The following is a 25,464-nucleotide window of genomic DNA, read 5'->3' as shown; positions in this document are numbered from 1 at the left end:
CAACGGTTGAAATTAGGTTATTTTATTTAGTCCGCGGAGGCGGACATCGTTTGTGTAGACGCGGTTTCAACCGCCGTCTTATCTCTACGAAAATCCCGAAAAGGATAAATCACAAACCTTGACTCCTCTTTCTTCGAGTAAAAGTAAGAATATTTTACCAAATATTTGACAAACTCTGACTCTTGCTTAGCGCCGCAGGAACCTTTCAACCTGACTGTTTTAGCTTCATCTTTAACCAACTCAGCCCGATAGATATAAGTGCCATCTACGTTTTCAAAAGTTAATTCAGCAACAAAATCATCATTTTCAGGATTTTTATCTACAATACAGCCTGAAACTTTGTAGTTGAACCAATCCCACCCGTAGCGGATGATGAATTCTCGTTCCAAAACCTGAATTTGGTTCGGCAAAATCCCCCAACCCCGATAAACCTGATTCAAACATTCAATATCGCCCGATCGCGTTAGAATAGATTTGAACGAAATGCGATCGAGATTTCCGTAATATCTGCCGTCACGCAAATCAATCGCAGTCGGCGCCATGCGGTGTCCGCCAAAATGACTAGATTTCCAAACACGAACATCACTCAATTCTAACTCCGAAACCAAAGCCGTTGCTTGGGCATAAAAAGGATTGCCATATCTCGCGCAACATCTATCATGACTCCCGTGAGTGCAAACCAAAATATCTCTACTTGGGTTATTTTCAACTTCGCAATCCGGGACTTCTCCAGCTAAATAGCTTTTGACAATTGCCGCTACTTGCTCAATATTACTCGCGTTAAATTCGTATTTTTCGTAGCCCTCAAAAAGTGCTTGACTTTTGTTATCATAAATCAACACTTTGCGCTGATCGGCACATTTAGTTTGGTCGCTATTTATCAACAAAAATCTAATTTTTTGCTTTGAATGCTCTACTTCCTCCACCAAATTCCTGAGATTCTGGGGCACTTGTTTGGAATCAAAAGCTTCTGATTCCCAAGGCAAGCAGCATTCAATCAATATATAGGTTTGGTAATTAGTACCACTCCCAATAATATCCTCTTCAACGCATTTAGAAGCATCGGCGCAAAAAAAAGTATCCGGCATTTTTTACCTCGTTATGTGTCATAAATTACTCTTTTAACAACCCATTCATTACAGCTAGTACCCTTCTCTAGTTTTAACCAACAAAAATCACTCCGTCAACTACTAACTTAGACAAAAGTGGCACTACATCTATTTCCCAATCATAATCTGGCAACCAATCCATCACATCTTCTCCTGTAAAAAATTCTGTACTGAATAGATTGTCCATAAATTTCTCCGTTACTCCTTTCAGAGATACTTCTTTACCTCCAACAACAACTTTGTATCCACACCCGTCAGGCAATTCGCGAATTCTCACCCGCAGAAACTTGGGAATCCTAAACTTAGTTTGAATCCCGTAGGGAAAAATGTTGAACCCTGCTTGATAAGGGAGAGAGTATTTCGCCACTGGTTTTGCTAAACTGTCAAGGTAGCTGCTGTACTCTTCTCCAAGATTTTTACTGTTTGCGTAGCGGTGCAATTCAGTAATTAAATTATTTACACTTACATCAATGGAATCTGGATTTATTCGCAGCGGTAAACTTTGACGCCACTCTTCTTGTTGTCGCAATTCGCCCACCAACCATTCTAAAACGTCAATTCCAGTTTTGCAGTGAATTCCTAATGTTAAATGCAGCGATGGTTCATCTGAAGCAACTGCATAATGCCAATGTCCGCGCGGTATGTAAAGCACATCTCCTGGGTGCAAAGTGCAGGTTAAATATGGTGGAGTTTCTGGTGGCGAAAATGCGGAGGATTTTTGGTCGATCAGCGGGTATTTAATTGTGTCGGCAAATACATACCACTCTTTGATTCCGTCTGTTTGCAAGATGAAAACTTCGTGGGTATCGTAGTGGGAAGAAAACCCCTGTTTTTCCGGCCAAGAACAATAGGCATTTACTTGGTTTGGATAACCTAAGTCTGCTTTTATTTCTGCTGCAAATTCAGCTATTTCTGGGATGAGTTTGTGAACTTGATTGAGGATTAAAGTTGCTCCAGATTGGCATAATTTGATGAGATTGACGTTTTCGCTGGCGTCGAGAACTTTTCCTGCTACTGCTAAGCGAATGTCGGGATATTTTAATTCGTGAAAGTTGAGCAGGTAGTTGAGTTTTTCCCAGGAAAATAAATGTGCAAAGTCTTTTTTCCCTTCGCTGGGAATGACAACTGCTTTGTTTGTCCAGTTGTTATTTAGAAAATCTTCGAGATTGTATGGTTTGAGTAGATTCGCGATCGATCGCATAAATTCTATTGATAAAACTTCTCAATAAATTTTGAACAATTGAATAATTGAGGACAATGCTTTACGCTTGCCCTCAATTACTCCACATTTCCCGACAGACAACAGTAAAATCTACTACTTGTTGCTTGGGGATGCGAAGTCTAACTGAAAAACCTGCTATTACTCGTTGGTAACATCGCTGCCATCGGCATCAACATTAAGCGCAGAAGAGATATTTTTAGCTGTGGCGTGCTTGGCAATTTCCTTGACTTCTACTTGGATTTTGCTAGCACGGGACAATTTGAGAGCAGATCCGTTGATTACCTTTGACATCATGGCCTCCGATTGTTATATGAAACCCATTTCGCTGAAATATTCCCAGACTTTGACGTTAGGGCTTGCATTTTCAGCTTCGAGTAAAAGCCTAACACGAAGTCAATAAATTATGCAAGTAATTAGTAATACTTTTCAATAAGCAGTCGGCGATCGCACTTCAGACCCCTTGCTAACCCAGTTGACAATTAAGCACAAATCCTCTCTAGCTATTGATTCTGGACATTCAGTAGTCGCGGGCTAGCCCGATCGCCCTTACGCACATACTGCTAAACCGGCAATCCACTCTTGACAATAAGTAGTAAAAATATCAGTCTTTTGAAACAGAGGCATCTACCTTAAGGTAGAGTGTTGTTTGTGAGACTTAGGATTAAAACGAGCTACTATCTAATTTGGGCGATCGAGAAAAACCGATTCCCAATCCCCAACCACCTATAGCGGTTATCAGAAAGATGAGGTATGTTGTTGGGCTTTAGCCCTCTTAGCTTAAGGGTGATAATAAGCTGTCAGTCATACCTCATCTTTTTGAGAAAGGCTATAGCTATTTCTTCCCTCCTACATCCGTTAACATCCGTTAACATCCGTTACATCCGTTACATCCGTTACATCCCGTACATTGCTCGCTGCCGAACTTCCTTCGTAATCATCAATGAATCAATATTTTGCTACAGTTGCGCGCGGTTTAGAAACCATTGCCGCCCAAGAATTAGAAAGTTTAGGGGCGCAAGATGTCAAGCCCGATTTTACAGGAGTTTACTTCGCGGGCGATCGCGCTTTATTGTACCGCGTCAATCTGTGGTCGAGAACTATTTTTCGAGTGCTAATGCCGATCGCCGAATTCCGGTGTTACGACTCAAATATGCTCTACCGCGAAGTCCAGAAAATTCCTTGGGACGAATACCTAGAGCCTCACAATACATTAGCAGTCAACTGTACCGGTGGCAACGAAAATTTAAATCACACCCACTTTACAGCTTTGCAGGTCAAAAATGCGATCGCCGACCAACAGCGCCTGCAATTTAACAAACGTTCCAATGTTGATGTCGAAAATCCCGACTTACTAATTAACCTTCACATCCATCGAGACCGCGCTATCTTGAGCTTAGACAGTTCCGGCGGCAGTTTGCACAGGCGGGGATATCGCCCCGCAATGGGGCTGGCTCCGCTCAAAGAAACCCTGGCTGCGGCTTTGTTAGAGATGGCAGAATGGACGGCAGATTTACCATTTTTAGACCCGATGTGCGGTTCCGGAACTTTGCCTTTGGAAGCGACTTTAAAGGCCTTGAACATTGCGCCTGGATTGTTTCGCGACAAGTTTGGATTTATGACGTGGCGCGATTTTGACGAACCTTTGTGGGATAAATTGTGGGCTGAAGCTGAAAACAGCGAATTGCCCGAACTTAAAGAAATAATCGCCGGGTGCGATCGCGATTCTGATATGTTAGATCAAGCTCGCACCAACGCCCAGCAAGCAGGTATTTCAGGTAAAATCAAGTTTGCTCGTACCGAGTTATCCGAGTTGGAAGCACCGACAGATAGAGGCGTTCTGATTTGCAATCCTCCCTACGGAGAGCGCCTGGGAGATGCTAGCGAATTGGGAGATTTGTACAAGATGTTGGGCGATATTTTCAAGCAGCGTTTTAAAGGTTGGAATGCGTTTATTTTGACTGGAAATAAGGAGTTGGGTAAACAGGTTGGACTCAGAACATCGAAGCGAATTCCGGTTTTCAATGGCTCGATTCCCTGTACTTTGCTCAAATATGAACTGTATTGAGGAGTTCTAGTAAATATCAACTCTAGCTGACAAAATGACGTATTGATTGGAAAAGATTAGGCAAAATGAAAATCTTTGAAGTAGACAGACACAAGCTCATATTGGGAGATGTGTTAGAAGTCCTTTCTCATGAAATTAAAGACAACTCAGTCGATTTGATTTTTGCCGATCCTCCCTATAATATTGGCAAAGACTTCAATGGTTTTAAAGACAAGTGGGAATCAGAGAGCGATTATTTAGAATGGAGTTATACCTGGTTGAATTTATGTATTGATAAGCTCAAGCACAACGGCAGCTTGTATCTGATGGCTTCAACTCAATGTATGCCTTACTTCGATTTATATTTGCGCGATCGTTTGACAATTCTTTCACGAATAGTGTGGTACTATGACAGTTCGGGAGTCCAAGCAAAAAAATACTACGGTTCTCTGTACGAACCTATTTTATATTGTGTCAAAGACAAACGAAATTATACATTTAATTCCTCCGATATTCTGGTAGAGGCAAAAACCGGCTCAGTCAGAAAACTAATTGATTACCGCAAGTCTACACCATCAGTATATAATTCTCAAAAAGTTCCAGGTAATGTATGGGAGTTTCCGAGAGTCAGATATCGTATGCCTGAGTACGAAGATCACCCTACCCAAAAACCAACATCTTTGTTAGAACGAATTGTCAAAGCAAGTAGTAATGAGGGAGACGTTGTATTAGACGTATTTTCTGGGACTTTTACCACATCATTTGTTGCCAAACAGCTTAAGAGAAAGTCAATCGGAATAGAATTACAAAACAAGTATGTAGAAATAGGATTAAATAGGTTACAAGCTACTTATAATGACAAAAAAGAGCAGCAAACATCGGAAATAAATCCTGGTGAAACTTCACCCACACAGTTAACACTTAACTTACAACTTTGATTCAATGGAACACGAGTTTACTAAAACAATCAAGCAAATTTTAGCAGAAAATTTGGGCGCGTCTGGCGAGCAAATATTTACTGGAAGCGAGCTAATTCAATATTTGAATATCAAAACTAAATCTGCAAATAGAGGCTCAAAATCAAGAGGGAGTTTTGCGAATTTATATGCTATCTATGTTTTAGTTGAAGACTATTTTTTAAGAGGTTTTCATCAAAGCGATATGTATTCAGATTATGCAGGTGCAGTTTATACAAATATTTTTAAGAGACAGCGCGAATTACCGTTTGGACAAAAGCTTCAAAACCATGCTTTGAACCACAGGCTTAATGAAGAATTTAAAAGATATTTTCCTACTTGTGACTTTATCCCAGTTCTGAGAAATCCCAAAACTAACAGGTATTGGTTTAACGAAAATTTATTAAAAGTTAAAATTCAGGAAAATGTACATAACATAGCAGAAACAGTAATTCAAATCATTGATGCCTACGTTGAAGCTAAGAGAGATAGCTTTGAAAAATTTCTTCAACTTTGTAAAGAGGCTCAAGCATTGACCCAGAAGCAAGTAATACAATTTATCAAACAAATAGTTGCACCAACTGTAGATGCTAGAATATTCGAGATAGTCAGCTACAGTATCTTAAAATACTACTATAGTGACATATGTATCTATTGGGGTTATGAGCTTGATAGGCTCCAGCAAGAAAATTTACAACTGTTTAAAACAGGTCGGACAAATGCAAATGATGGCGGAATTGATTTTGTAATGAAGCCTCTAGGACGTTTTTTTCAGGTAACAGAAACTGTAGACATGAATAAATATTTCCTAGACATTGATAAAATAGAAAGGTATCCGATAACATTTGTAGTTAAATCTTCAGATTCCGATATTGAGATTAGACGTAAAATTGAAGCGCAGGCTCGAAAACAGTATTCAATAAATGCGATCGTCTCGCGTTATATGGAATGTATAGAAGAAATAATCAATGTTGCTATTCTGATAGACAGATTTGAAGAAGCTGTTGCCAAAGGGTATTTAAATAATATATTAAATGAAATTATCAAGCAGAGCAAATTGGAATTTAATTATGAGGATGATGAAGAAAATTTAGAAATTGAACTGTTAGACACTTCCCTCGAAGATGAATGATTCAATTTCAACTAATATTGTTTGCAATAAGGACTAAAGTCCTTACTACAAACATCACTAATTACTGAAAATTAATGCTCGATTTTGAGCGAAATAATCTTGTCGCCTTGGCGGATCGCATTCACGACAGACATATCCTCAGTTTTGCCAAAAGTTGTGTGAACTCCATCTAAATGAGACTGGGGAGAATGGCAAATAAAGAATTGGCTCCCACCCGTATCGCGGCCTGCGTGAGCCATCGATAAAGTGCCTGCCAAATGTTTGTTTGAGTTGATTTCACACTTGATTTTGTAGCCGGGCCCGCCTATTCCAGTGCCTTTGGGACAGCCGCCTTGAACCATAAAGTTAGGAATGACTCGGTGAAACAATAGTCCGTCGTAAAAACCTTTTTCCGCCAAGTCAACAAAATTTTTCACTGTATTCGGCGCATCCGCATCGAACAGTTCTAAATTGATTGTACCTTTGTCGGTTTCCATAATAGCGCGGGTCATAATTTCTCCTTGCTTCCTAAAATGAGTGTGCTGTCTGCGTTTTAATTGCGGACTTTGGTTTAATAGCGAAAGGTTTTAAGCTGTCGCTATATTTTGACTTTCAGAAGTGTAGCATACTCCGGCAAATCTCATAGGACTTCGGCAGGCTTTCTGAGCAAACCCGGTTTCGGGCGAGATTTGTGGTTAGCAAAGCCAACATTTTCCCAGAAACAAGGTTTCAGAGGGTAAGTGCTATTTTAATTGTCGATCGCTTTTGGGCGATCGGGTTCTTCCTGCATATCGTTCATATTAAAAATGAAAGGAACCCGACTCGAATTGCTACCCATAACCAATACCTTTGGCATCTGAGCGCCGCCGCTTCTCCAAGCTTCGATCGCCTCTTTTTGCAGAACCAAATCGCCGCCTTGAGCCTTCAGAGTTTCCGCCAAAAGTCTTTGAGCTTCAGCCCTACCTTGAGCGCGGTTAATATCAGCTTGAGCCTGCTGTTCAGCTTCTTGAGCAACATAAACAGCCCTTTGCGCCCGCTGTTCAGCAACCTGTTTCTCCTCAACCGCCTTCGCAAAATCTGTGGAGAATCTAATGTTAACAACGCTAGTATCAAGCACGATTACATCATACTTTGATAACCTTTCCTTAAGTGCACTATCAAAGTCTCGTTTCAGTTCGCTTCTTTGAGTAATAGATTGTTCGGCGGTTCTCAGCGCAGCGGCTGTTTTAAATGCTTCTTGCGTCTGAGGAGCAATAATTTTAGAAACTATATTCTCTAAAGTTCCTTGAGTCCTTCTGACATCTACTACTTTGGCAGGATCGAGGCGAAAATTGATCGCAAAACTAGCATTTAAATCCTGAAGGTCTTTAGTAGCACTCTGGGCGGGAACTTCAAATTTTTGCACTGTGACATCGTAGACATCTACCTTAGATATCAGCGGGGGTCTGAAGTGAAATCCCTCTAACAACGCTCCATCAGTCGCTTTTCCTAAAATGCTAACCACCCCTGCTTCACCTGGATTGATGACAACAAAAGAGTTGAAGCCCAGGAGTAGCGCGACTACTAATAGAATTCCAGCGATCGCTGACGTTACGCTCTGGAAACTTTGACTTTTCAAAATATACGCTCCTTTGTGATACATCTATTATAATGGTAATATACCTATTGTGAAAATCATTGTCCGAAAATTTGATTCAAAAGACTTTTACAATCTAGTCTAATGAATTGGCTGGCCTCTAAAATCTCAAATATAAAATCGGTTATGGAAATTGTCAAATATCCTAGAACTTATCACATCGAAGGTTCGCGTTTCCAGCCGGGAGATGAAGACCTCGACAGCGTGCCTTTTAGCGCTATTGCCGATCGCCCTTTAATTATCGAAGAAAAGGTAGACGGCGCCAATACAGGCATCAGCTTCGCGCCAGACGGGCAAATGCTGCTGCAAAGTCGCGGCCACTATCTCACCGGCGGCCCGCGAGAAAAGCATTTTAACTTATTCAAACAGTGGGCTTTCAGTCTCAGCGGAGTCCTGGGAGAAGTGCTGGGAAATCGTTATATTTTGTACGGCGAATGGCTTTATGCCAAACACACAGTTTTTTATGATTTTCTGCCACACTATTTTATGGAATACGACGTGCTGGACTTGGAAACCAGTCAGTTTTTGAGTACAGAAGCCCGCCGTCAGTTGTTAAGCAGAGTGCCGTTAGTGTCAGTTCCTGTTCTTTTTTCAGGAGTGGTAAAATCGCCCAAGCACATGATGCAGTTTATGGACAAATCTAATTTTATTCAACCGGGACATTTGGAGCGGTTGCGCTTGCAATGCCGGGAATTGGGATTGGATGAAGAGCGCTGTTGGAAGGAGACTGATAATAGTGATGTTATGGAGGGTCTGTATATTAAAGTCGAAGCAGATGGAATTGTCAAGGCGCGTTATAAGTACGTGCGCGCTAGCTTTTTGACTGCGATTAAAAATGCGGAGGGACATTGGTTGAATCGCCCGATTGTACCGAATATTTTGCGTCCGGGTGCTGATTTATTTAATTTTAGCTAAGAGTCGGCGGTTGAAACCGCTGCTACACAAACAATGTCCGCCTCCGCGGACGAAGAAATTGCGTTATTAATAAATAGGTGAAACTATGACTGCTTTATTATCACACTCTGCAACTTGGACTTTTCCCTTTTGTCCAGAACCGCCCGATTGGTTCCTAGATTGGGAGAGCATTTACAATCATTTCGATTGGATTCAAAACTTAGAAGGATGCCAGCAAGATCCGATTTATCACGCTGAAGGTGATGTTTTAATTCATACCAAAATGGTCTGCGAAGCCTTAATATCCTCCCCCAAGTGGCGACAGCTTTCTGCGCCAGAACGTTCAATGGTTTTTGCTGCGGCTTTGCTGCACGATGTCGCAAAACCTGCTTTTACAAAGATAGAAGAAAATGGCAGAATTAGCTCGAAAGGTCACGCCCGTCAAGGTGCGAGGATGGTCAGACAAATTTTAGCTCAATTTGACCCGCCGGTGCAGTTTATCATTCGGGAGACTGTTTGCGCGATCGTCCAATTCGGCAGTTTACCCATCTGGCTGCTAGACAAACCCAACCCGCAGCAGTCTGTAATTAAGGCCAGTCAAGTTGTCCGCTGCGATTTCCTCGCACTTTTAGCAGAAGCAGACGTGCGCGGCCGCGAGTGTAGCGACAGACAAGAAATTCTGGATAAAATACAGCTATTTCGGGAGTTTTGTCAAGAAAATAATTGTTTGGATTCTCCGCGACAATTCGCCTCAGACCACAGCCGATTTATCTACTTCCGCAAAGACAACGGAAACCCCGATTATGAAGCATTTGATGATACTCGATGCGAAGTTGTTTTGATGTCGGGATTACCCGGAAGCGGTAAAGATTATTGGATTAAAGAAAATCTACCCAATTGGCCTGTTATTTCCTTGGATGCGCTGCGAAAAGAGATGAACGTTCATCCCGATCGAACTCCCGGAAATGTCATCGTAGAAGCTAAAAATCGTGCGCGGAAATACATGAAATCGGGACGTTCTTTTGTGTGGAATGCCACCAATACGACTAAACAAATGCGCCAGCAATTAATTAATTTCTTTGCTGGTTATCAAGCGCGTATTCGGATTGTTTACCTGGAAGTTCCCCTACAAGAAGTATTGCGGCGGAATCGATCGCGCACAGCAGCAGTCCCAGAAGCAGCCATTCAACGATTGGCTAATCGCCTCGACATTCCCGATCGCACGGAAGCGCATCAGGTAGAGTGGATTGTAGACTTCTTGCAAAAGTCCTTTTAATCAAATGTTAGTAGGTATAAGTTGGTCGCCTCCCATCCCAATTAGCGGGCGAACTTTCTCAAAAGGCACCTCGTATCCGTAAGCAGCAAACGCCTCTACCCAAGCTTGAGCGTGAGCATCTTTGCTGAGTATGAGAGTGCCGTCAATCGATTTTAGATTTTAGATTTTAGAGGCGACCCCACGGATAAATTCGGGGGAAGAGAGGATTTTCGATTTTCGATTTGGGATTGATTCCACGGATAAATCACGTGGCGAGTACCACCTGTGAAATTCGCTTGTCAACATCGAGAATTACTGCTTGCAATTCCATAACTTATTGGCTGTTAGTGATGACAATAATTATTGCAAAAATCTCGTTTGTAGTAAGGACTTAAGTCCTTAAATAATTAACAAATCAGGGACTCAAATCTTTCTTAGGTACGTAGTTGCGCTTCAGCGCTCTTTCATAGATATAAGCAAAGAGCGCTGAAGCGCAACTACGTACCTTTATTAAGGTGACAGTTGCGTCCAAGACTTAATGAGTCAATCGAGGGCTGAAGTCCCTACTACGAACCTTGAGTTTTATAATTTTCCTCTGTCCAGCAGCGCGGCAGGACTTCACCGGAGGGAAAAACCAATTTATTCTTCTCAAAAGTAGTCGGCTCTTGCTCCTCTTCACCTGCTTGACTTTTGCCGCCCACCTCTGTTTTTGTAGGGCTGACTAAAGTCGCGATATCGATGATTTCTATCAAGTCGCCGGATTCTTTTTCTTGTAAAAGCATAGTTTCTCCTTGTGAATTAATGGTGAATTATGGTTTGAGAACAACTTTGATGCACTTGTCTTTTTTGTGTTTGAAAATCTCGTAAGCGTCGGGCGCTCGATCCAATTTCATACGGTGCGTAATCACGAAGGTTGGGTCAATTTCGCCTTTTTGAACGCGATCGAGCAAAGGGCGCAAATAGCGGTGAACGTGCGTCTGTCCCATTTTGATGGTCAAGCCGGCGTTGCTTAATCAGGGTATGAAAAAAATCAGTTGAAAATCCCCAAGCTTTGTCGATACTGGTTTCTCTGACTGGCATATTAGCCTTTCATACCGTGAATCAGGAACTCCCTATTTTTGCAAGATGTCTATTATCAACTCGCACGTCATTTGCTCCGTGCCAGCAAAGAGCTTTCATTATTGTGTTCTCCTCTACTTAACTCCCAGATTTTTGATTCTAAATCTTAAATTTACTCCGCAGCTAAATCACTTGGCTGGATGCTTTAATTTTAAGCATATAAGATGTGGCATCTCTCTATCCGAGGTATAATTTATAAATCTATCTTTCGGCTGTTTTAAGTTGTAAAAAAGGTAGAGTTTATCCCAGAGTAAATTGCAATAAATTTAGCATTATTGTTTTAACAGCTAACAGGGATGGCTGAGGTTGTTTTTGGCGATCGCCAGTCGCTGCTCTCTCATATCGTGTCCGCTCGATTAACCGCACGCGCGGTTTGTAGTGCGGACTTCAGTCCGCAGGATAAGAGCGGACTGAAGTCCGCACTACGAACGGCACTACGAAGGGCACTACGAACCATATAACTGGGCTCGCATCTTGAGAATCGCGCACCCTGCTGGAGGAGGATTAATCGTCAAAAATTGTATCATTAGCTATAGCTAAAAGCCGAGCTTGCGCTAAAGTTGTTAAAGATCAAAATTTATCGATCGCCTTTTATGCCTTACACTGCATCTACCCCAACAGACCCCAGTCAAGCCAACATCCCCAATGCCGACCACCGCCTATTAGAATTCACTAAGCTGACGCCGATGATGCAGCGGTATGTGGAAGTGAAAGAACAGTATCCCCACGCACTTTTATTGTTTCGAGTCGGAGATTTTTTTGAGTGTTTTTTTCAAGATGCAGTGACGATTTCGCGGGAATTAGAACTTGTTTGCACTAGCAAAGAAAGCGGCAAAGAAATCGGTCGAGTGCCGATGACAGGAGTGCCGCATCACGCCCTCGATCGCTATACTTCTGTGTTAGTAGAAAAAGGCTATGCTGTAGTAGTTTGCGACCAAGTTGAAGATGCCTCGATCGCCGCCCGCGAAGGCCGCCAAGTCAAGCGCGAAATCACCCGCATTCTCACTCCAGGAACTTTGACGGATGATGGAATGCTCAAACCCCGACAAAATAACTTTTTAGCAGCAGTCGTCATCGCTGGGGAACATTGGGGATTGGCTTATACTGATATTTCTACGGGAGAATTCGTCACTACCCAAGCCGACAGTTTAGAACAATTAACATTAGAATTGCTCCGTTTGCAGCCTTCGGAAGTCCTGGTTCCGACTAATGCGCCGGATTTGGTGACGATGTTGAGACCGGGAGAGAAATCCGAGCATTTACCCGATTGTTTGCCGAATTCGTTTTGCTATTCTTTGCGATCGCAAATCCCGTTTACTTTGTCCGAAGCAAAACAGCGAATCCTGCAAAAGTTCAAAGTGCGATCGCTCGAAGGCCTCGGATGCGCGCACCTTTCCCTCGCAGTGCGCGCCGCCGGCGGTTTGCTGCAATATCTCGAAGAAACTCAAAAAGAAAAAGCAGTTGCTTTGCAAAGATTGCACACTTACACACTCACCGATTTTCTGACACTGGACTATCAAACCCGCCGCAATCTCGAAATTACTCAAACAGTCAGAGATGGCGTGTTTCACGGTTCGCTGCTGTGGGCTATAGACAAAACCAGCACCGCCATGGGAGGCCGCGCTTTGCGCCGCTGGGTGCTGCAACCTTTGCTCAGCATTAAAGGTATTTGCGCCCGCCACGATACGATTCAAGAATTAGTAGAAAACAATCCGCTGCGCCAAGATTTGCAGCAGTTGCTGCGCCAAATTTACGACATCGAAAGACTCACGGGGCGCGCGGGTTCTGGAACCGCTAGCGCTCGGGATTTGGTCGCTTTAGCCGATTCTCTCTCAAAATTACCCCAACTGGCGGCGATCGCAACTGAAGGAATCTCGCCCTATTTAAAAGCGCTGCAAAATGTCCCGCCCATTTTAGAAGAGTTAGCAACTCAAATTCACGCTTATTTAGTTGAGGAACCGCCGATTCATTTAAAAGAAGGAGGTTTGATTCGATCGGGCATTAATCCCATGCTTGATAAGATGCGCCACACTGCATCAGCCGATCAAGAATGGATTGCCCGTTTAGAGGCTAACGAACGGCAACGCACCGGAATTTCTAATTTAAAAGTCGGCTACAATAAAGCTTTCGGCTATTACATCAGCATTACCAAATCGAAAGTTGACCAAGTACCGAACGACTACACCCGCAAGCAAACTCTCACCAATGAAGAACGCTACAGCACAGAAGAATTAAAAGAAAGGGAAGTGCGAATTCTGACGGCGCGGGAAGATTTAAATCACTTGGAGTACGATATTTTTGCGAAATTGCGATCGGAGGTAGGAGAACACGCCGAAATTATTCGCAACGTTTCCCGCGCGGTGGCGGCGGCGGATATTTTGTGCGGTTTGGCGGAAGTAGCGGTTTATCAAGATTACTGTCGCCCGATGATGACAGAAAGTCGGGAAATTAAAATTATTGAAGGTTGTCATCCGGTGGTGGAAAAGTCTTTACCGCCGGGATTTTTTGTCCCGAATTCGGCTTTTTTGGGTCGGGAAGCAGCGCTAAGTCGCCCAGATTTAATTATTTTAACTGGGCCGAATGCTAGCGGCAAGAGTTGTTATTTGCGCCAGGTTGGTTTGATCCAGTTAATGGCGCAGATGGGCAGTTTTGTCCCGGCGAAGGCTGCGACTTTGGGAATTTGCGATCGCATTTTTACCCGTGTCGGCGCCGTGGACGATTTAGCAACCGGTCAGTCTACGTTTATGGTAGAAATGAACGAAACTGCCAATATTCTCAATCACGCGACGCCGAAATCATTGGTTTTGTTGGATGAAATTGGTAGGGGAACGGCAACGTTTGACGGGCTTTCGATTGCTTGGTCTGTGGCAGAATATTTAGCCAGCGAGATTCGCGCGCGGACGATTTTTGCGACTCACTATCACGAGTTAAATGAGTTAGCTTCTATTTTGGATAATGTGGCCAATTATCAGGTGACTGTAAAGGAATTGCCGGATCAAATCGTATTTTTGCACGAAGTTCACCCCGGCGGTGCTGATAAGTCCTACGGCATTGAAGCGGGGAGATTGGCTGGTTTACCGCCGTCGGTGATTGACAGGGCGAGACAGGTGATGAAGCAGATTGAGAAACATAGCAAAATTGCGATCGGGCTGCGGAAGGGTGTTAAGAAAGATGGTAAAAAAGAGTCGGAGGGACAACAGTTGGATATATTTGACGATTAAAATTGTCCCCAAAAAAGGTTCGTAGTTCCTACAGATTCAATAAAGGTACGTTGTTGCGCTTCAGCGCTCTTTCTGTATATACATGAAAGAGCGCTAAAGCGCAACAACATACTTCAAATTATTTGCCATTTTGCAACTTTCTTACCTCTTTGTGCACGCTCATCCCAATTTCTAGAGCCTCATTTAGCAACCGGCCGTATTCGCTCGCCCGATCGCTCACATCCAGCGCCATCAAAGCCGCCAAATTACTTTCAATATTAGCAAATAACTCGTAACGGCGACCAATGAATTTCTGATTTTCCCTGAGAATCCTTTCTGTTTTCAAAGCACAGACTAAACTTTCTCTAGTAATTTTTAAGGCCTCAATTGCATCTTGTCGATTAATTAAATTGGCTTGTAAATTGCCAGCAGCCGTTAGGCGATCGATAATATCTAAAGCCTTAATCACCTCATGATACTTCTCAACTTCATCCAAGAGACCCGCCAGGGTTGCTAAAGGCTTTGCTTTTACCCATTTATAGACATTCCAAACAACAGTAATCGCCAGGGACAAACCCAAAGTTATTTGTAAAACCCGGACAAATATCTCAGCATCGCTAAAACCAACTTGATTTCTATTGGCCAGCAAAGCAACCGGGAGCGAGACAACAAGCGTCACGCAAAATATCAGCAACTCGTGCAACAAAAGAGCAAACAGATTTTTGCCGTCCCGGAGTGTAGCAGGGCGATAAAAATTCCCTGAAAAACCGTCGCTCAAAGCTATTCCGCTCAAATCTTCCAACTCCTTTTCAGGAATTATCAACTCATCCAAATCCGCTTGTATCACTAGGGCAAATCTCCTTAAATTAGCATTAATTAAAATCCTCCCAGAGACCTAATTGAATCCCACAGACTCATATAAAAATTGCTGTCTCGGCTTCGGAACAGTTGAAAAGCTTGTCCCGGTGCGCCAAAAAACGGTCTCAGCGTCCATCCCAACTGACTGCCCACAAACGCATACAGTCCCAACCAAAACCGCAAAATATTTAGCCTGATGTCTTTTCCTTCCGCATCTTGTTCGGACAGAAAGTGCATTCCTTGATAAATGAAGCTGACCCCCAAAAATCCTGTGATTGCCATGATAGCAACATTTAGCAGCAGATAAAAATTGTAATTGGTACTGCTGATCAGAAAAAATAGGCTGACAGGTGCAAATCCAAACAGCAAAACGCTAATCATCGCCATTGCTGTCATCAACAATGTCAAATACTGTTCAAAAGTTCGTTTTGAACCAAACATGACATTAAAAAAGTACAGTGTAGGAAAGCAGATAATCAGCGTCAGTAAGTAAAGCGCTGGCAGCTTGATTGCTGAAACCAGACATTGCATCCACGTACTAGATGCGCCTAATATCGCTCCGTAAATCCCAAAAAATATGGTACTGGAAATTAACAAACCAAAAATTTTAGATTTGAGCTTAACACCGTCGCGAATTTCTTCGAGAAATTGTTGCCGTTCCCGCAGCAAATACATTACTACTGAAAAATATTTCACGGGTTCTCCTTGTGACTGATGCGACTCCGAATCAGTCATAACTCAAGCTGAGTGCGATCGACAATCTTGCCAACTGGAGGCACTCTATGTTAACCGATTATTCTTCCAGATACGGGACTCAGACAACTCCCATTATCTAGGGTTCCATGCACGCCACACCGCTATTGACTCTCGGCTGGATATTTCTAGTCAAATTGTATTCAAATTCTAGTCAAATTGTGTTCAAAAAGGGCGATCGGGCAGTCACTTGATACTCAGTTTGGTCGTTTTGTCGTCAATTTGTATCCAATTTCTAGTCTTTTTGACGCCCCACCCAGCCAAAAAATCGGCAATAAAAAACCCCAAACCGTTGATTTCTCGTTGGTTTGAGGCTTTTTGTTTAATAAGCGGGTGGCGGGAATCGAACCCGCATAGTTAGCTTGGAAGGCTAAAGTTTTACCACTAAACTACACCCGCATTCACACAGAACCTAAACATACCACAAGCTTCTGAGAATTGCAATAGGCCCGTGCAAAATTTCTCAAGTTCTCCTTGAAAGTGGTTGAATAGGGACTCGTAGCCTCCCAAATCCCCTCTTCCACGCTACTAAAGGCTTTACGGATGGAAATAAGCGTAGATTTGCTGCGCCAGACGCGGGCCAATCCCAGAAACTTCCGCCAACTGTTCGGGAGTTGCTAAACGCAGGTAGTCGATCGACCGAAAATGCGCTAACAATAGTTTTTGTCGGTGGTGTCCCAACCCCGGAATCTCATCTAAGCGCGATCGCTTCATTCTCTGACTTCTTTGATCTCGGTGAAAACTCACAGCAAACCTGTGCGCCTCATCCCGCACCCGCCGCAGTAATTGTACACCCGGTTGCTCAGAATTAGTTGGCAGCGGCAAAGATTCCCCCGGCAAAAAAATCTCTTCTCGCTGCTTCGCCAAACTCACAACTCGCAACTCATCTAGCAAATTCATCTCCCGCAAAACAGCCACAACTGCTGACAGTTGACCTTTGCCGCCGTCTATCATAATCAAATCCGGTTTGTCAGCAATATTAGGAGAAACTGAAGACAAATTACTGACTGCTTCCGCTTCTGCTAACTCGCTAAATTCATCTTGCTTCTTGCTGTTTCCTTCTGCTTCTTTGATCCTAAATCGTCTGCCGATAACTTCTGCTAAACTAGCAAAGTCGTCAGAATGACCGGATTTTATTTCAGGATTTTTAATTTTGTAGTGGCGGTAGTGTTGATTTGCTGGTAAACCGTCGATAAATACGACACGGGAAGCTACCGCATCCGAACCTTGAATGTGAGAAATATCGTAACCTTCTATGCGGTGCGGCATTTCTGGTAAATCGAGAATTTCGGCTAAATCTTGCATTGCTTGAGAATTGCGATCGCTCAATCGTTGCATTCTCGCCAATTCATACTCAGCATTGCGTTCCACCATCTCAATTAACTCCGCCTTAGTTTGGCGCTGCGGAGTCAAAATCGTCACTTTTCGCCCCTTGCGGTTGCTCAACCAATCTGCTAATATTTCGCCTTCTGGTAAGTCGTACTGCACAGAAATTTCGCTGGGAATTTCTACGGCTTCGACATTTTGATAATGTTCCTCCAAAACTCGCTGCAAAATCGCCCCGGCCTCTACTCCCCCAAGCCTTGGGGGGGAGGTAAGAGAAGGTTGAGATAATTCTTCTTCCCAGGAATGTAGGGGCGGTGCCCCTGTGCCCGCCCTGGGTATCTCCGCCATAAAGCCCAGTCTGCCGACTAATTGACCTGCACGAATCTGGAATAATTGAATGCAGGCGTGCTGCGTGTCTGCTGCCAGGGCGATCGCATCCCTGGAAACGGTATCATCTGGTAAAGACACTTTTTGACCAGCACTTAAAGATTGCAAACCTTTAATTTGGTCGCGAATCCTGGCCGCAGTTTCAAAGTTCAAATCTTCGGCTGCTTGTTCCATTTGTGGTTCCAGAATATCCAGCAATTCCTGAGTCCTTCCCTGGAAAATCATGGCTACCTTTTGGATGATTTTTTGGTAATCTTCCGCAGACATTAACCCTTGACAAACACCGACGCAGCGGCCGATATCGTAGTTCAGACAGGGACGGTCTTTAAATAGCGGTTGAGGGCGCTGTCGCAAGGGGAAAATCCGCTTAATCAAATGCAGCGTACTCCGCAGCGCCCCTGTATCGACGTAGGGGCCGTAGTAGCGGTCTTTCGCACTACCCGCGCGGCGTTTGCGGGTGATGAAAATGCGCGGGTATTTTTCCGACCAAGTTATGCACAAATAAGGATATTTTTTATCATCTTTGAGGAGGACATTAAAGTGAGGTTGGTGCTGTTTTACGAGGTTTGCTTCTAAGGCCAAAGCTTCGGCTTCTGTGTCGGTGGCGATGAATTCGATTTCGCGCACTTGCTGTACCATCATCGCGATGCGGGGACTGAGGTTTTGGCTTTCGCGGAAGTAGGAACGGACTCGGTTTCGGAGTTTTTTGGATTTGCCGATGTACAGGATGCGATCGCTCTCGTCGCGCATTAAGTATACACCAGGAACTGCCGGAATTTCTTTGAGGCGGCTTTCTAGGCGTTCTGCATCTTTAATTAGTGGCAGCGTTTTTGTGGACGGCATATAAATTTGAGATTTTATGACTTATATCTACTATTCTAACGCTGTTATCCAAGTCAAGGGAATGAATCACAAATAACGGTTCGTAGTGAGGACTTTAGTCCTCTGATCTTATGCGGACTGAAGTCCTCACTACGAACCTCACTCTCTGGTTTTTAATTATGAGTTTAGTCCTCTGATCTTATGCGGACTAAAGTCCTCACTACGAACCTATTAATGTTTTTAATGATGAGTTTAGTCTTCTGATTGGATGCGGACTAAAGTCCTCACTACGAACCTCACTCTCTGGTTTTTAATGATGAGTTTAGTTTTCTGATGGGATGCGGACTAAAGTCCTCACTACTAACCTATAATGACGTAAGTTCTGTTTACAATATCTGAGATAGAAACTTGCGTGTGCGTTCTTCCTTCGGGTTCTGAAAAAACTCTTCTGGCTTCGCTTCTTCCACTAAAACGCCGCCGTCCATCAACACAATGCGATCGGCAACTTCGCGCGCAAATCCGACTTCGTGAGTCACCACTACCATTGTAATTCCTGTTTGCGCTAAATTTCGCATGACATCTAAAACTTCCCGCACCATTTCCGGGTCTAATGCTGATGTCGGTTCGTCAAATAGCATGATTTTCGGCTGCATTGCTAGGGAACGTGCAATAGCAACCCGCTGCTGCTGTCCGCCAGATAATTGTCCGGGATATTTTTGGGCTTGGGACAAAATCCCGACTCTTTCTAACAGTTGCATTGCTACTTCTTCTGCTTTTTTCTTCGGCCAGCGGCGCACCCATACGGGCGCTAGCATGACGTTTTGCAGGACTGATAGGTGGGGAAATAGGTTGAATTGCTGAAACACCATTCCTACTTCCTGGCGAATTTTTTCGATGTTTCGCAAGTCGTGGGAAAGTTCGATTCCGTCGATCGTAATTTTGCCTTGCTGATAGGCTTCTAAAGCGTTAAAAGTGCGGATAAACGTGGATTTGCCGGAACCTGAAGGGCCCATCACGACGACGACTTCGCCTCGGTTCACGTTCATGCTGACGCCGCGCAGTACGTGAAATTGTCCGTACCATTTGTGGACGTTTTCTGCGACGATTACTGTTTCGGGAACTGTTAGTGTATCTTGCATAATTTTCTCCTTTAAATAATGACGAATAATTATTGCCTGATGACTGTTGACTACTTCAGTGGAGGGGGGGTTTATATATATTTGGGTTGGGAGGGCGGGTTTATATATATTTGGGTTGGGAGTTCTATTTTGTTGGTGAACCCGCCCCTACAGACTGTGGACTAATGACTTTTTTCTAAACTTTTCTCTATTTTGCGGCTGGCCAGTGACATTGAGTAGCAAAATACCCAATAGATGATGCCGACGAATATGTAAACTTCGGCGTATCTGCCGATGTAGGATGGATTTGCTAAAACGGCGCGGGATATGCCGATTAATTCTAACATTCCAAATAGCGAAAGCAGGGATGTATCCATGAATAATCCGATGAATTGACCGCCGATCGCCGGAATGACTGTTCGCAGTGCTTGAGGTAGTACAATGAGAATGGTCAGTAGGGGTGTGTTTAGCCCGATCGACCTTGCTGCTTCTATTTGTCCTCTGGGCACAGCCTGCAAACCGCCGCGCACGTTTTCAGCCAAGTATGCCGCACTGAATAATGTTAATCCGGCGATCGCTCGAATCACTCTATCCAATTTGGGATATTCCGGCGGTAAGAATAATTGCAGCATGACTTGACCTAAAAACAAAATGCCAATTAAAGGCAAGCCGCGCACTATTTCAATGTACAATGTTGACAGCAGTTTGACGACTGGCAAAGAACTTTGTCTCCCGAGGGCAAGCAATACTCCCAGGGGAAATGAAAGCACAATGCTAATAATTGCTAAAAACAGCGTCAGCACTAAACCGCCCCAGTCATTTGTCGAGACTTCTGTCAAACCTAATCCGCCTTTAATTAGCCACAGAATCAGCGGGAAGGAAAGAGCCCAAATTCCGGGTATCCAGCTAACCCCCCCTCGCCCCCCCTTACCAAGGGGGGGTTGGGGGGGGTTGGGATTAATTTGTCTCGCGGCGACATAGCTGGCGGCGGTTGCGATAATAATTCCTAAGAGGTAGAAGCGAGAGGTAAGGTCGATCGGCGTAATGACCGCACCAACAACGGCAGCACCGAGTAAAATCAGTGTAGGCGGATTCCAAAGACGTTCATCTCGCTGAATATTTCCCCAAGTTAAACCTCCCAATAAGGCAATTATTCCGGCTACTATCCACAGCCGCCAGTAGGATTCGCTGGGAAATCTGCCCACAAAAAATAGTGGCAAGTTTGCTTCTAACACGCGCCATTTAGCTTTTGTTGTGGCCCAAACGATAATTCCTTTAACTGTTTGGAAGGCGACAATTAAGCAAACTATTGTCAGAATGCTGTTGTACCAGGTACTAAATAGGTTTTTGCGCGCCCAATTCCAAGGGGTGGGCGATTCGGTGGCGGGAGGCGGCAGTACGGGGGTTGTTTCCATGTATTTTAGATGTTAGATTTTAGATTGCTTGCTGAATTGCACTTGCTAATATTCCTAATATTTTCTTGACATCTGTTACGTAATATTCTGTCAAGTCAATTTCAATTACTTGTTCTTTGAGTCTTAAGAATCTCCAGGTTTGGCCGCTAGTAACAGCCCCATAATTTATTGTTGCATTTGTGTTGCCTTCGCATTCGTTAAATATTCTAGCTGCTAACATTTGGGCTACACATGGCCCCAAGCTTGCATTAATATCTTCGTTTTGTGCTTCTACGATCGCAATTACTGGTTCGGTAAGCATTAATAAGTATGAAGAACGACTAATCAAAAAATCGCAATTTCCAGCTAATCCTTTTTCGGCATCAACTGTAAAATCTATTCCACAAAAAAGACCAATTTGATGGTTAAACAGTTTTCTAAGTTCGATTAAAATCGGTGCGGTTATCATGGACGAGCGAGACTTGTCAGTATTGCTGCTTAAGGCAATGCCTGCGTTCTCTTTGAGAATTTCTACAAGTAAGGGACTTGGTTCTAATTCTGGCACAGGAGAGAACATATTGATGCGATCGCTAATCGTCAAACCGAATTTTTTTGTTACTGTTTTTAAGTTAAAATCTCTGTAAGTCATTTCAACTTTAGTTCCAGATTATAATAAACTTAACTTTTGACTTCGCTATCCACTGTCAACTGTCAACTGTCAACTGTCAACTGTTATTTACCTTTCCTTAATTTGTACCGTGTGATTGTACCAATTCATAAACAGAGAAACTATCAAACTAATTGTTAGGTATGTTACCATGATAATTAGCATTGTTTCGATCGCCCTTCCGGTCTGATTCAACGTCGGAGAACCCACCACAAAGTAAACGTCGGGATAAGCCACCGCCACGGCTAAACTCGAATTCTTCGCTAAATTCAGATACTGACTGGTTAACGGCGGCACAATTACCCGCAAAGCTTGCGGCAAAATTACCATCCGCATCAGGGTTCCAGATTTAAGTCCCAAAGACTTTCCCGCTTCCCACTGGCCTCGCGAGACTGACTGAATTCCGCCGCGGACAATTTCTGCAATGTAACTGCCAGTATACAAGCTGAGTCCTGTCACTAGGGCTGCAAATTCTGGAGTTAATTTTAATCCTCCTTCGAGTTGCAATGCTGGTGTCAGGCGCGGAAAATCGACGCGAAAAGGCAGATTTTGGGTGATAATCCCAGCTAAAATTGCACTCAGGACGATCGCACCAGCAGCCCAAAACAACTGTCTTCCAGGCTTCGCTTCTTCCACCATCACCCGCGCCCGCCACATCCACAGCCCCGCCGCAGCCAAAATTCCCACAGTTAGCAAAATCAACCAAATCTCAAAACCTGGCAAAGGCGCAGGCCAAGGTACAGCAATCCCGCGATTTGTCAAGTAAATCGGGCCGCGCATCTGTTGATTGTCTTCCAGTTTTGGCATGGAAATGAATACTGCAAAATACCAGAAAAATAATTGCAGCAATAACGGTGTATTCCTCAAAATCTCCACGTACAAAGCTGCTAAATTACGCAAGATCCAATTGTCGGAAAGGCGGGCAATTCCTACAGTCAAACCCGCAATTGTTGCGAAAACAATCCCCAGGCCCATTACCCGCAGCGTGTTGATCAAACCAACAAAATAAGCTTGTCTGTAACTGTTTTCGGGACTGTAGGGAATTACGCTTTCGCCGATGTCGAAGGATGCTTGGGAATTGAGAAAGTCAAATCCAAATGCAATTCCTAGTTGCGCGTAATTGGCGGTGAGGTTGTCCCAAAGAATAGCGATGACTGTTATTACTAAAATTAGGGCGATCGCCTGTCCGGTTATTTTCCAGAAGCGATCGTCCCGCAGCAGTGTTGATATATCTTTAATTTTGAATGATTTCTCGGATTTGCCCGGTTGAGGTTCTGTGTTCATAACTTAAATTATATTTCATTCAATCTGCTGCGTATGTTGTGTACCTAAGAGCGCTGAAGCGCAACTACGTACCTAAGAGCGCTGAAGCGCAACTACGTACCTAAGAGCTGAAGCGCAACTACGTACCTAAGAGCGCTGAAGCGCAACTACGTACCTAAGAGCGCTGAAGCGCAACTACGTACCTAAGAGCGCTGAAGCGCAACTACTTACCTAAGAGCGCTGAAGCGCAACTACTTACCTAAGAGCGCTGAAGCGCAACTACGTACCTAAGAGCGCTGAAGCGCAACTACGTACCTTTGTTTAAGTGGATTTTTCTGTTTGTAGTGGCGCAGACAACAGGGCTCAAGCGCAACTACAAACCTGTTGATTAGCGGAAGGGTGGCGAGTACAGTAAACCGCCATCTTTCCAGAGTTTGTTTTGACCCCGGTCTAACTTAAGTGTACTTTTCGGGCCGAGGTTGCGATCGTACATTTCCCCGTAATTCCCCACTTTCTTCACAACGCGGACAGCGTAGTCGTTGGGGAGTCCGAAACCTTTACCTAAATCTCCTTCTTTTCCTAGCAAACGTTTGACGTTTGGGTCTGTAGTGCTGGCGACAGTTTGGTCTACATTTCCTGAATTAATTCCTAAATCTTCAGCTTCAATCGCCGCAAAAATAATCCATCTCACCGCATCCGACCATTTCGGATCGCCGCTTTTCACCGCTGGGGCTAACGGTTCTTTTGACATTACGATCGGCAAAACAACATTATTCTCAGGATTCGGTAGAGTTGTGCGCTTCGACACGAGTTGCGATCGATCGGCTGTAACACCTTGACAGCGACCTTCTTGATAAGTGCCAAAGGTAGTATTCGCATCTTCAAACACCACAGGAGTGTATTTAACTCCTAATTTTCGCATTTGGTCGGACAAATTTTGTTCGGTACTCGTACCTGTCTGCACGCAGATAGATTTGCCCGCAAAATCTTTTAAACTTTTAATGCCGCTATCTTTTTTGACCATGATGCTTTGAGAGTCATAAAAGATTATCGGGGCAAATTCCAAGCCGGTAGTGCTGTCGCGACTCGCCGTGTAGGTGGTATTTCGGCTGAGAATATCGATTTCTCCAGCCTGCAAAACTGTAAACCTATCTTTGGCGTTGAGCTTTCGGTATTCGACTTTTTCGGGATCGTCAAATATAGCCGCAGCGATCGCCCTGCAAACATCTACATCCAAGCCGGAGTATTTGCCTTTTTCGTCTACAAAGCTAAAACCCGGCAGTTCGCCACTAACGCCGCAAATCAATTTGCCGCGGCTGACAATTGTATCTATGCGACTCGGGCCTTGTTGCGATTTGCCTTCAGCAGTGGTGGCTGGTGTTTGACCTACTTGTGCCGATCGATCCCTACAAGATGCCAGCGGTGCCACAAACAACACACTTGCCAGCAACAGAAATCCCAATTTACGCATACATTTTACCAGTAGAACACTTTCTCGACGATCCTAACTTGTCGGTGTCGAGAACTGTTGCGATCGGCAATCTAGAAAACCTCACCATTTCAAATTAACCATTCTCAACCCGGTGTCGCACCCTGAAAAGCGCACCGGCTAACCGCCTATTATTTTTTTGCCCGCTGCGGGCGATCGACCTTTCCTGTAATATTTATCCAATTTTGATTTAATGCGCTCAGAACCGCTCTGGTGCTAGGCGCTGCTCGGCTAAATCGCGGATTAGCGACAGCCGAGACTCGATGTACTCGTTCAACAAATCTGTTTCGTTGCCATTGAGCGCAGAGTTCATCTTCAATTGCTTCAACAGCCACTGTACCAGGGTGGCATCGTCCAAATTGACTAACAGAGTCGCTTGGGTGGTTTCAATTAATGACCAGAGTTGGCGTAACATGACTGGAGTCATAAAACCTCGTTGAGCGTAAATACGCACTTAGTGGGCTGGCTGGGCGATGGGTTGGTCTTAGTGTTTCAAGCCGATAGACGAAAATTAGCCGTCTTGTCATCGGCTTAATGATTATTTTATATTTGACCACAATAACTTAATATAGTAGTGTCAAAAGCTACAACACACAAGATGTTATAAGAATTTCCAATCTCGTCACATACAGATAAATATCTTGATAAAAAATTAAGAATCTTTACATAAAGACCGGGCGGTTGAAACCGCGTCTACACAAACAAAACCCGCCGACGCGGGTTGAAGAGTCGTAGCGTAGCGGGGATCCATCCATCGCACGCACATTCTCTCAAATTCCATATTTCTTAGTCCGCGGAGGCGGAGTCCGCGGAGGCGGACATCGTTTGTGTAGATGCGGTT

The 25,464-nt window shown here is 44.0% G+C and carries 23 protein-coding genes and 1 tRNA gene; 7 read left to right on the top strand and 17 right to left on the bottom strand.

Features of this window, described 5'->3' with window-relative positions:
- Positions 1 to 26: 26 nt before the first annotated feature.
- The 3 genes from JGK11_RS23920 to JGK11_RS23910 all read right to left on the bottom strand — a co-directional run bounded on the left by JGK11_RS23920 (position 27) and on the right by JGK11_RS23910 (position 2,625).
- Positions 27 to 1,088 (bottom strand): sucrase ferredoxin, encoded by a 1,062-nt coding sequence (locus tag JGK11_RS23920; RefSeq protein WP_293213109.1) that lies wholly within the window; start codon positions 1,086 to 1,088, stop codon positions 27 to 29.
- A gap of 73 nt (positions 1,089 to 1,161) precedes the next feature.
- Positions 1,162 to 2,310, bottom strand: coding sequence for a cupin domain-containing protein (locus tag JGK11_RS23915; protein WP_293213107.1), 1,149 nt, complete (start codon positions 2,308 to 2,310; stop codon positions 1,162 to 1,164).
- Between the two features lie 159 nt (positions 2,311 to 2,469).
- Entirely contained in the window at positions 2,470 to 2,625 is a 156-nt protein-coding gene (locus tag JGK11_RS23910; protein ID WP_293148750.1) for a hypothetical protein, read from the bottom strand.
- Between the two features lie 646 nt (positions 2,626 to 3,271).
- Here JGK11_RS23910 and JGK11_RS23905 point away from each other — a divergent pair.
- From JGK11_RS23905 to JGK11_RS23895, 3 genes are all read left to right on the top strand, one after another.
- Positions 3,272 to 4,396, top strand: a complete 1,125-nt coding sequence (locus JGK11_RS23905; RefSeq protein ID WP_293186293.1) for a THUMP domain-containing protein — start codon at positions 3,272 to 3,274, stop codon at positions 4,394 to 4,396.
- Between the two features lie 65 nt (positions 4,397 to 4,461).
- Positions 4,462 to 5,313 carry an adenine-specific DNA-methyltransferase gene (yhdJ, locus tag JGK11_RS23900; protein WP_293186295.1) on the top strand — a complete coding sequence of 284 codons (852 nt, stop codon included), beginning with the start codon at positions 4,462 to 4,464 and terminating at the stop codon, positions 5,311 to 5,313.
- 4 nt (positions 5,314 to 5,317) lie between these two features.
- Positions 5,318 to 6,463 carry a restriction endonuclease gene (locus tag JGK11_RS23895; protein ID WP_293198823.1) on the top strand — a complete coding sequence of 382 codons (1,146 nt, stop codon included), beginning with the start codon at positions 5,318 to 5,320 and terminating at the stop codon, positions 6,461 to 6,463.
- Positions 6,464 to 6,534: 71 nt separating this feature from the next.
- On the opposite strand, the gene JGK11_RS23890 is transcribed toward JGK11_RS23895, so the two are convergent.
- Both JGK11_RS23890 and JGK11_RS23885 read right to left on the bottom strand, forming a co-directional pair.
- Positions 6,535 to 6,954, bottom strand: coding sequence for a peptidylprolyl isomerase (locus tag JGK11_RS23890; protein ID WP_293198821.1), 420 nt, complete (start codon positions 6,952 to 6,954; stop codon positions 6,535 to 6,537).
- 236 nt (positions 6,955 to 7,190) lie between these two features.
- Complete coding sequence (locus JGK11_RS23885; protein WP_293198819.1) at positions 7,191 to 8,060, bottom strand: prohibitin family protein; 870 nt, start codon at positions 8,058 to 8,060, stop codon at positions 7,191 to 7,193.
- Between the two features lie 144 nt (positions 8,061 to 8,204).
- Between JGK11_RS23885 and JGK11_RS23880 the strand changes: the two genes are divergently transcribed.
- Together JGK11_RS23880 and JGK11_RS23875 are read left to right on the top strand one after the other, a co-directional pair.
- Complete coding sequence (locus JGK11_RS23880) at positions 8,205 to 8,993, top strand: RNA ligase family protein (protein WP_293206082.1); 789 nt, start codon at positions 8,205 to 8,207, stop codon at positions 8,991 to 8,993.
- An 85-nt stretch (positions 8,994 to 9,078) separates the two neighbouring features.
- Positions 9,079 to 10,248, top strand: a complete 1,170-nt coding sequence (locus JGK11_RS23875; RefSeq protein WP_293198815.1) for an AAA family ATPase — start codon at positions 9,079 to 9,081, stop codon at positions 10,246 to 10,248.
- Between the two features lie 545 nt (positions 10,249 to 10,793).
- On the opposite strand, the gene JGK11_RS23870 is transcribed toward JGK11_RS23875, so the two are convergent.
- The gene (locus JGK11_RS23870; protein WP_293186305.1) at positions 10,794 to 11,009 is read right to left on the bottom strand and encodes an acetyltransferase; all 216 of its coding nucleotides are present in this window, start codon (positions 11,007 to 11,009) and stop codon (positions 10,794 to 10,796) included.
- 27 nt (positions 11,010 to 11,036) lie between these two features.
- Entirely contained in the window at positions 11,037 to 11,225 is a 189-nt protein-coding gene (locus JGK11_RS23865) for a hypothetical protein (RefSeq protein WP_366039216.1), read from the bottom strand.
- Between the two features lie 714 nt (positions 11,226 to 11,939).
- On the opposite strand from JGK11_RS23865, the gene mutS reads away from it, so the two are divergent.
- Positions 11,940 to 14,567 carry a DNA mismatch repair protein MutS gene (gene mutS, locus JGK11_RS23860; RefSeq protein ID WP_293198835.1) on the top strand — a complete coding sequence of 876 codons (2,628 nt, stop codon included), beginning with the start codon at positions 11,940 to 11,942 and terminating at the stop codon, positions 14,565 to 14,567.
- 118 nt (positions 14,568 to 14,685) lie between these two features.
- On the opposite strand, the gene JGK11_RS23855 is transcribed toward mutS, so the two are convergent.
- From JGK11_RS23855 to JGK11_RS23815, 9 genes are all read right to left on the bottom strand, one after another.
- Positions 14,686 to 15,393: a hypothetical protein gene (locus JGK11_RS23855; protein WP_293213105.1), complete on the bottom strand. Its 708-nt coding sequence runs from the start codon at positions 15,391 to 15,393 to the stop codon at positions 14,686 to 14,688.
- A 29-nt stretch (positions 15,394 to 15,422) separates the two neighbouring features.
- Positions 15,423 to 16,100: an actin-binding WH2 domain-containing protein gene (locus tag JGK11_RS23850; RefSeq protein ID WP_293198811.1), complete on the bottom strand. Its 678-nt coding sequence runs from the start codon at positions 16,098 to 16,100 to the stop codon at positions 15,423 to 15,425.
- A gap of 385 nt (positions 16,101 to 16,485) precedes the next feature.
- Positions 16,486 to 16,556, bottom strand: a tRNA-Gly gene (locus JGK11_RS23845).
- 138 nt (positions 16,557 to 16,694) lie between these two features.
- The gene (gene uvrC, locus JGK11_RS23840) at positions 16,695 to 18,713 is read right to left on the bottom strand and encodes an excinuclease ABC subunit UvrC (protein ID WP_293192558.1); all 2,019 of its coding nucleotides are present in this window, start codon (positions 18,711 to 18,713) and stop codon (positions 16,695 to 16,697) included.
- Positions 18,714 to 19,078: 365 nt separating this feature from the next.
- Positions 19,079 to 19,831, bottom strand: a complete 753-nt coding sequence (locus JGK11_RS23835; protein WP_293186314.1) for an amino acid ABC transporter ATP-binding protein — start codon at positions 19,829 to 19,831, stop codon at positions 19,079 to 19,081.
- A gap of 161 nt (positions 19,832 to 19,992) precedes the next feature.
- The gene (locus JGK11_RS23830; protein ID WP_293186315.1) at positions 19,993 to 21,225 is read right to left on the bottom strand and encodes an amino acid ABC transporter permease; all 1,233 of its coding nucleotides are present in this window, start codon (positions 21,223 to 21,225) and stop codon (positions 19,993 to 19,995) included.
- Positions 21,226 to 21,244: 19 nt separating this feature from the next.
- Entirely contained in the window at positions 21,245 to 21,853 is a 609-nt protein-coding gene (locus JGK11_RS23825; protein WP_293186316.1) for a hypothetical protein, read from the bottom strand.
- A gap of 87 nt (positions 21,854 to 21,940) precedes the next feature.
- Positions 21,941 to 23,155: an ABC transporter permease subunit gene (locus tag JGK11_RS23820; protein ID WP_293213103.1), complete on the bottom strand. Its 1,215-nt coding sequence runs from the start codon at positions 23,153 to 23,155 to the stop codon at positions 21,941 to 21,943.
- 367 nt (positions 23,156 to 23,522) lie between these two features.
- The gene (locus JGK11_RS23815; RefSeq protein ID WP_293186995.1) at positions 23,523 to 24,605 is read right to left on the bottom strand and encodes an amino acid ABC transporter substrate-binding protein; all 1,083 of its coding nucleotides are present in this window, start codon (positions 24,603 to 24,605) and stop codon (positions 23,523 to 23,525) included.
- On the opposite strand from JGK11_RS23815, the gene JGK11_RS23810 reads away from it, so the two are divergent.
- On the top strand, positions 24,557 to 24,703 hold the full coding sequence (locus JGK11_RS23810; protein WP_293201250.1) for a hypothetical protein: 147 nt from the start codon (positions 24,557 to 24,559) through the stop codon (positions 24,701 to 24,703). The two genes, JGK11_RS23815 and JGK11_RS23810, sit on opposite strands and share 49 nt — an antisense overlap.
- A gap of 119 nt (positions 24,704 to 24,822) precedes the next feature.
- Here JGK11_RS23810 and JGK11_RS23805 read toward each other — a convergent pair whose 3' ends face one another.
- A complete protein-coding gene (locus tag JGK11_RS23805; RefSeq protein ID WP_293148799.1) occupies positions 24,823 to 25,050 on the bottom strand; it encodes a hypothetical protein in 228 nt (75 codons plus the stop codon).
- Positions 25,051 to 25,464 lie beyond the last annotated feature (414 nt).

It is taken from the genome of Microcoleus sp. PH2017_34_RAT_O_A, assembly GCF_020737885.1.
Taxonomy (GTDB): Bacteria; Cyanobacteriota; Cyanobacteriia; order Cyanobacteriales; family Microcoleaceae; genus Microcoleus.
The sequence above is the reverse complement of the archived record's forward strand: the minus strand, read 5'-3'. Positions and strand labels throughout refer to the sequence as shown.

Excerpts from the sequence above, each read along its gene's own strand:
- JGK11_RS23910 (WP_293148750.1), bottom strand. The coding sequence starts at position 2,625 with ATGATGTCAAAGGTAATCAACGGATCTGCTCTCAAATTGTCCCGTGCT.
- JGK11_RS23820 (WP_293213103.1), bottom strand. The coding sequence starts at position 23,155 with ATGAACACAGAACCTCAACCGGGCAAATCCGAGAAATCATTCAAAATT.
- yhdJ (WP_293186295.1), top strand. The coding sequence starts at position 4,462 with ATGAAAATCTTTGAAGTAGACAGACACAAGCTCATATTGGGAGATGTG.
- JGK11_RS23905 (WP_293186293.1), top strand. The coding sequence starts at position 3,272 with ATGAATCAATATTTTGCTACAGTTGCGCGCGGTTTAGAAACCATTGCC.
- JGK11_RS23895 (WP_293198823.1), top strand. The coding sequence starts at position 5,318 with ATGGAACACGAGTTTACTAAAACAATCAAGCAAATTTTAGCAGAAAAT.
- JGK11_RS23920 (WP_293213109.1), bottom strand. The coding sequence starts at position 1,088 with ATGCCGGATACTTTTTTTTGCGCCGATGCTTCTAAATGCGTTGAAGAG.
- JGK11_RS23830 (WP_293186315.1), bottom strand. The coding sequence starts at position 21,225 with ATGGAAACAACCCCCGTACTGCCGCCTCCCGCCACCGAATCGCCCACC.
- JGK11_RS23870 (WP_293186305.1), bottom strand. The coding sequence starts at position 11,009 with ATGCTTTTACAAGAAAAAGAATCCGGCGACTTGATAGAAATCATCGAT.
- JGK11_RS23890 (WP_293198821.1), bottom strand. The coding sequence starts at position 6,954 with ATGACCCGCGCTATTATGGAAACCGACAAAGGTACAATCAATTTAGAA.
- JGK11_RS23880 (WP_293206082.1), top strand. The coding sequence starts at position 8,205 with ATGGAAATTGTCAAATATCCTAGAACTTATCACATCGAAGGTTCGCGT.
- JGK11_RS23835 (WP_293186314.1), bottom strand. The coding sequence starts at position 19,831 with ATGCAAGATACACTAACAGTTCCCGAAACAGTAATCGTCGCAGAAAAC.
- mutS (WP_293198835.1), top strand. The coding sequence starts at position 11,940 with ATGCCTTACACTGCATCTACCCCAACAGACCCCAGTCAAGCCAACATC.
- JGK11_RS23915 (WP_293213107.1), bottom strand. The coding sequence starts at position 2,310 with ATGCGATCGATCGCGAATCTACTCAAACCATACAATCTCGAAGATTTT.
- JGK11_RS23875 (WP_293198815.1), top strand. The coding sequence starts at position 9,079 with ATGACTGCTTTATTATCACACTCTGCAACTTGGACTTTTCCCTTTTGT.
- JGK11_RS23815 (WP_293186995.1), bottom strand. The coding sequence starts at position 24,605 with ATGCGTAAATTGGGATTTCTGTTGCTGGCAAGTGTGTTGTTTGTGGCA.
- uvrC (WP_293192558.1), bottom strand. The coding sequence starts at position 18,713 with ATGCCGTCCACAAAAACGCTGCCACTAATTAAAGATGCAGAACGCCTA.
- JGK11_RS23805 (WP_293148799.1), bottom strand. The coding sequence starts at position 25,050 with ATGACTCCAGTCATGTTACGCCAACTCTGGTCATTAATTGAAACCACC.
- JGK11_RS23825 (WP_293186316.1), bottom strand. The coding sequence starts at position 21,853 with ATGACTTACAGAGATTTTAACTTAAAAACAGTAACAAAAAAATTCGGT.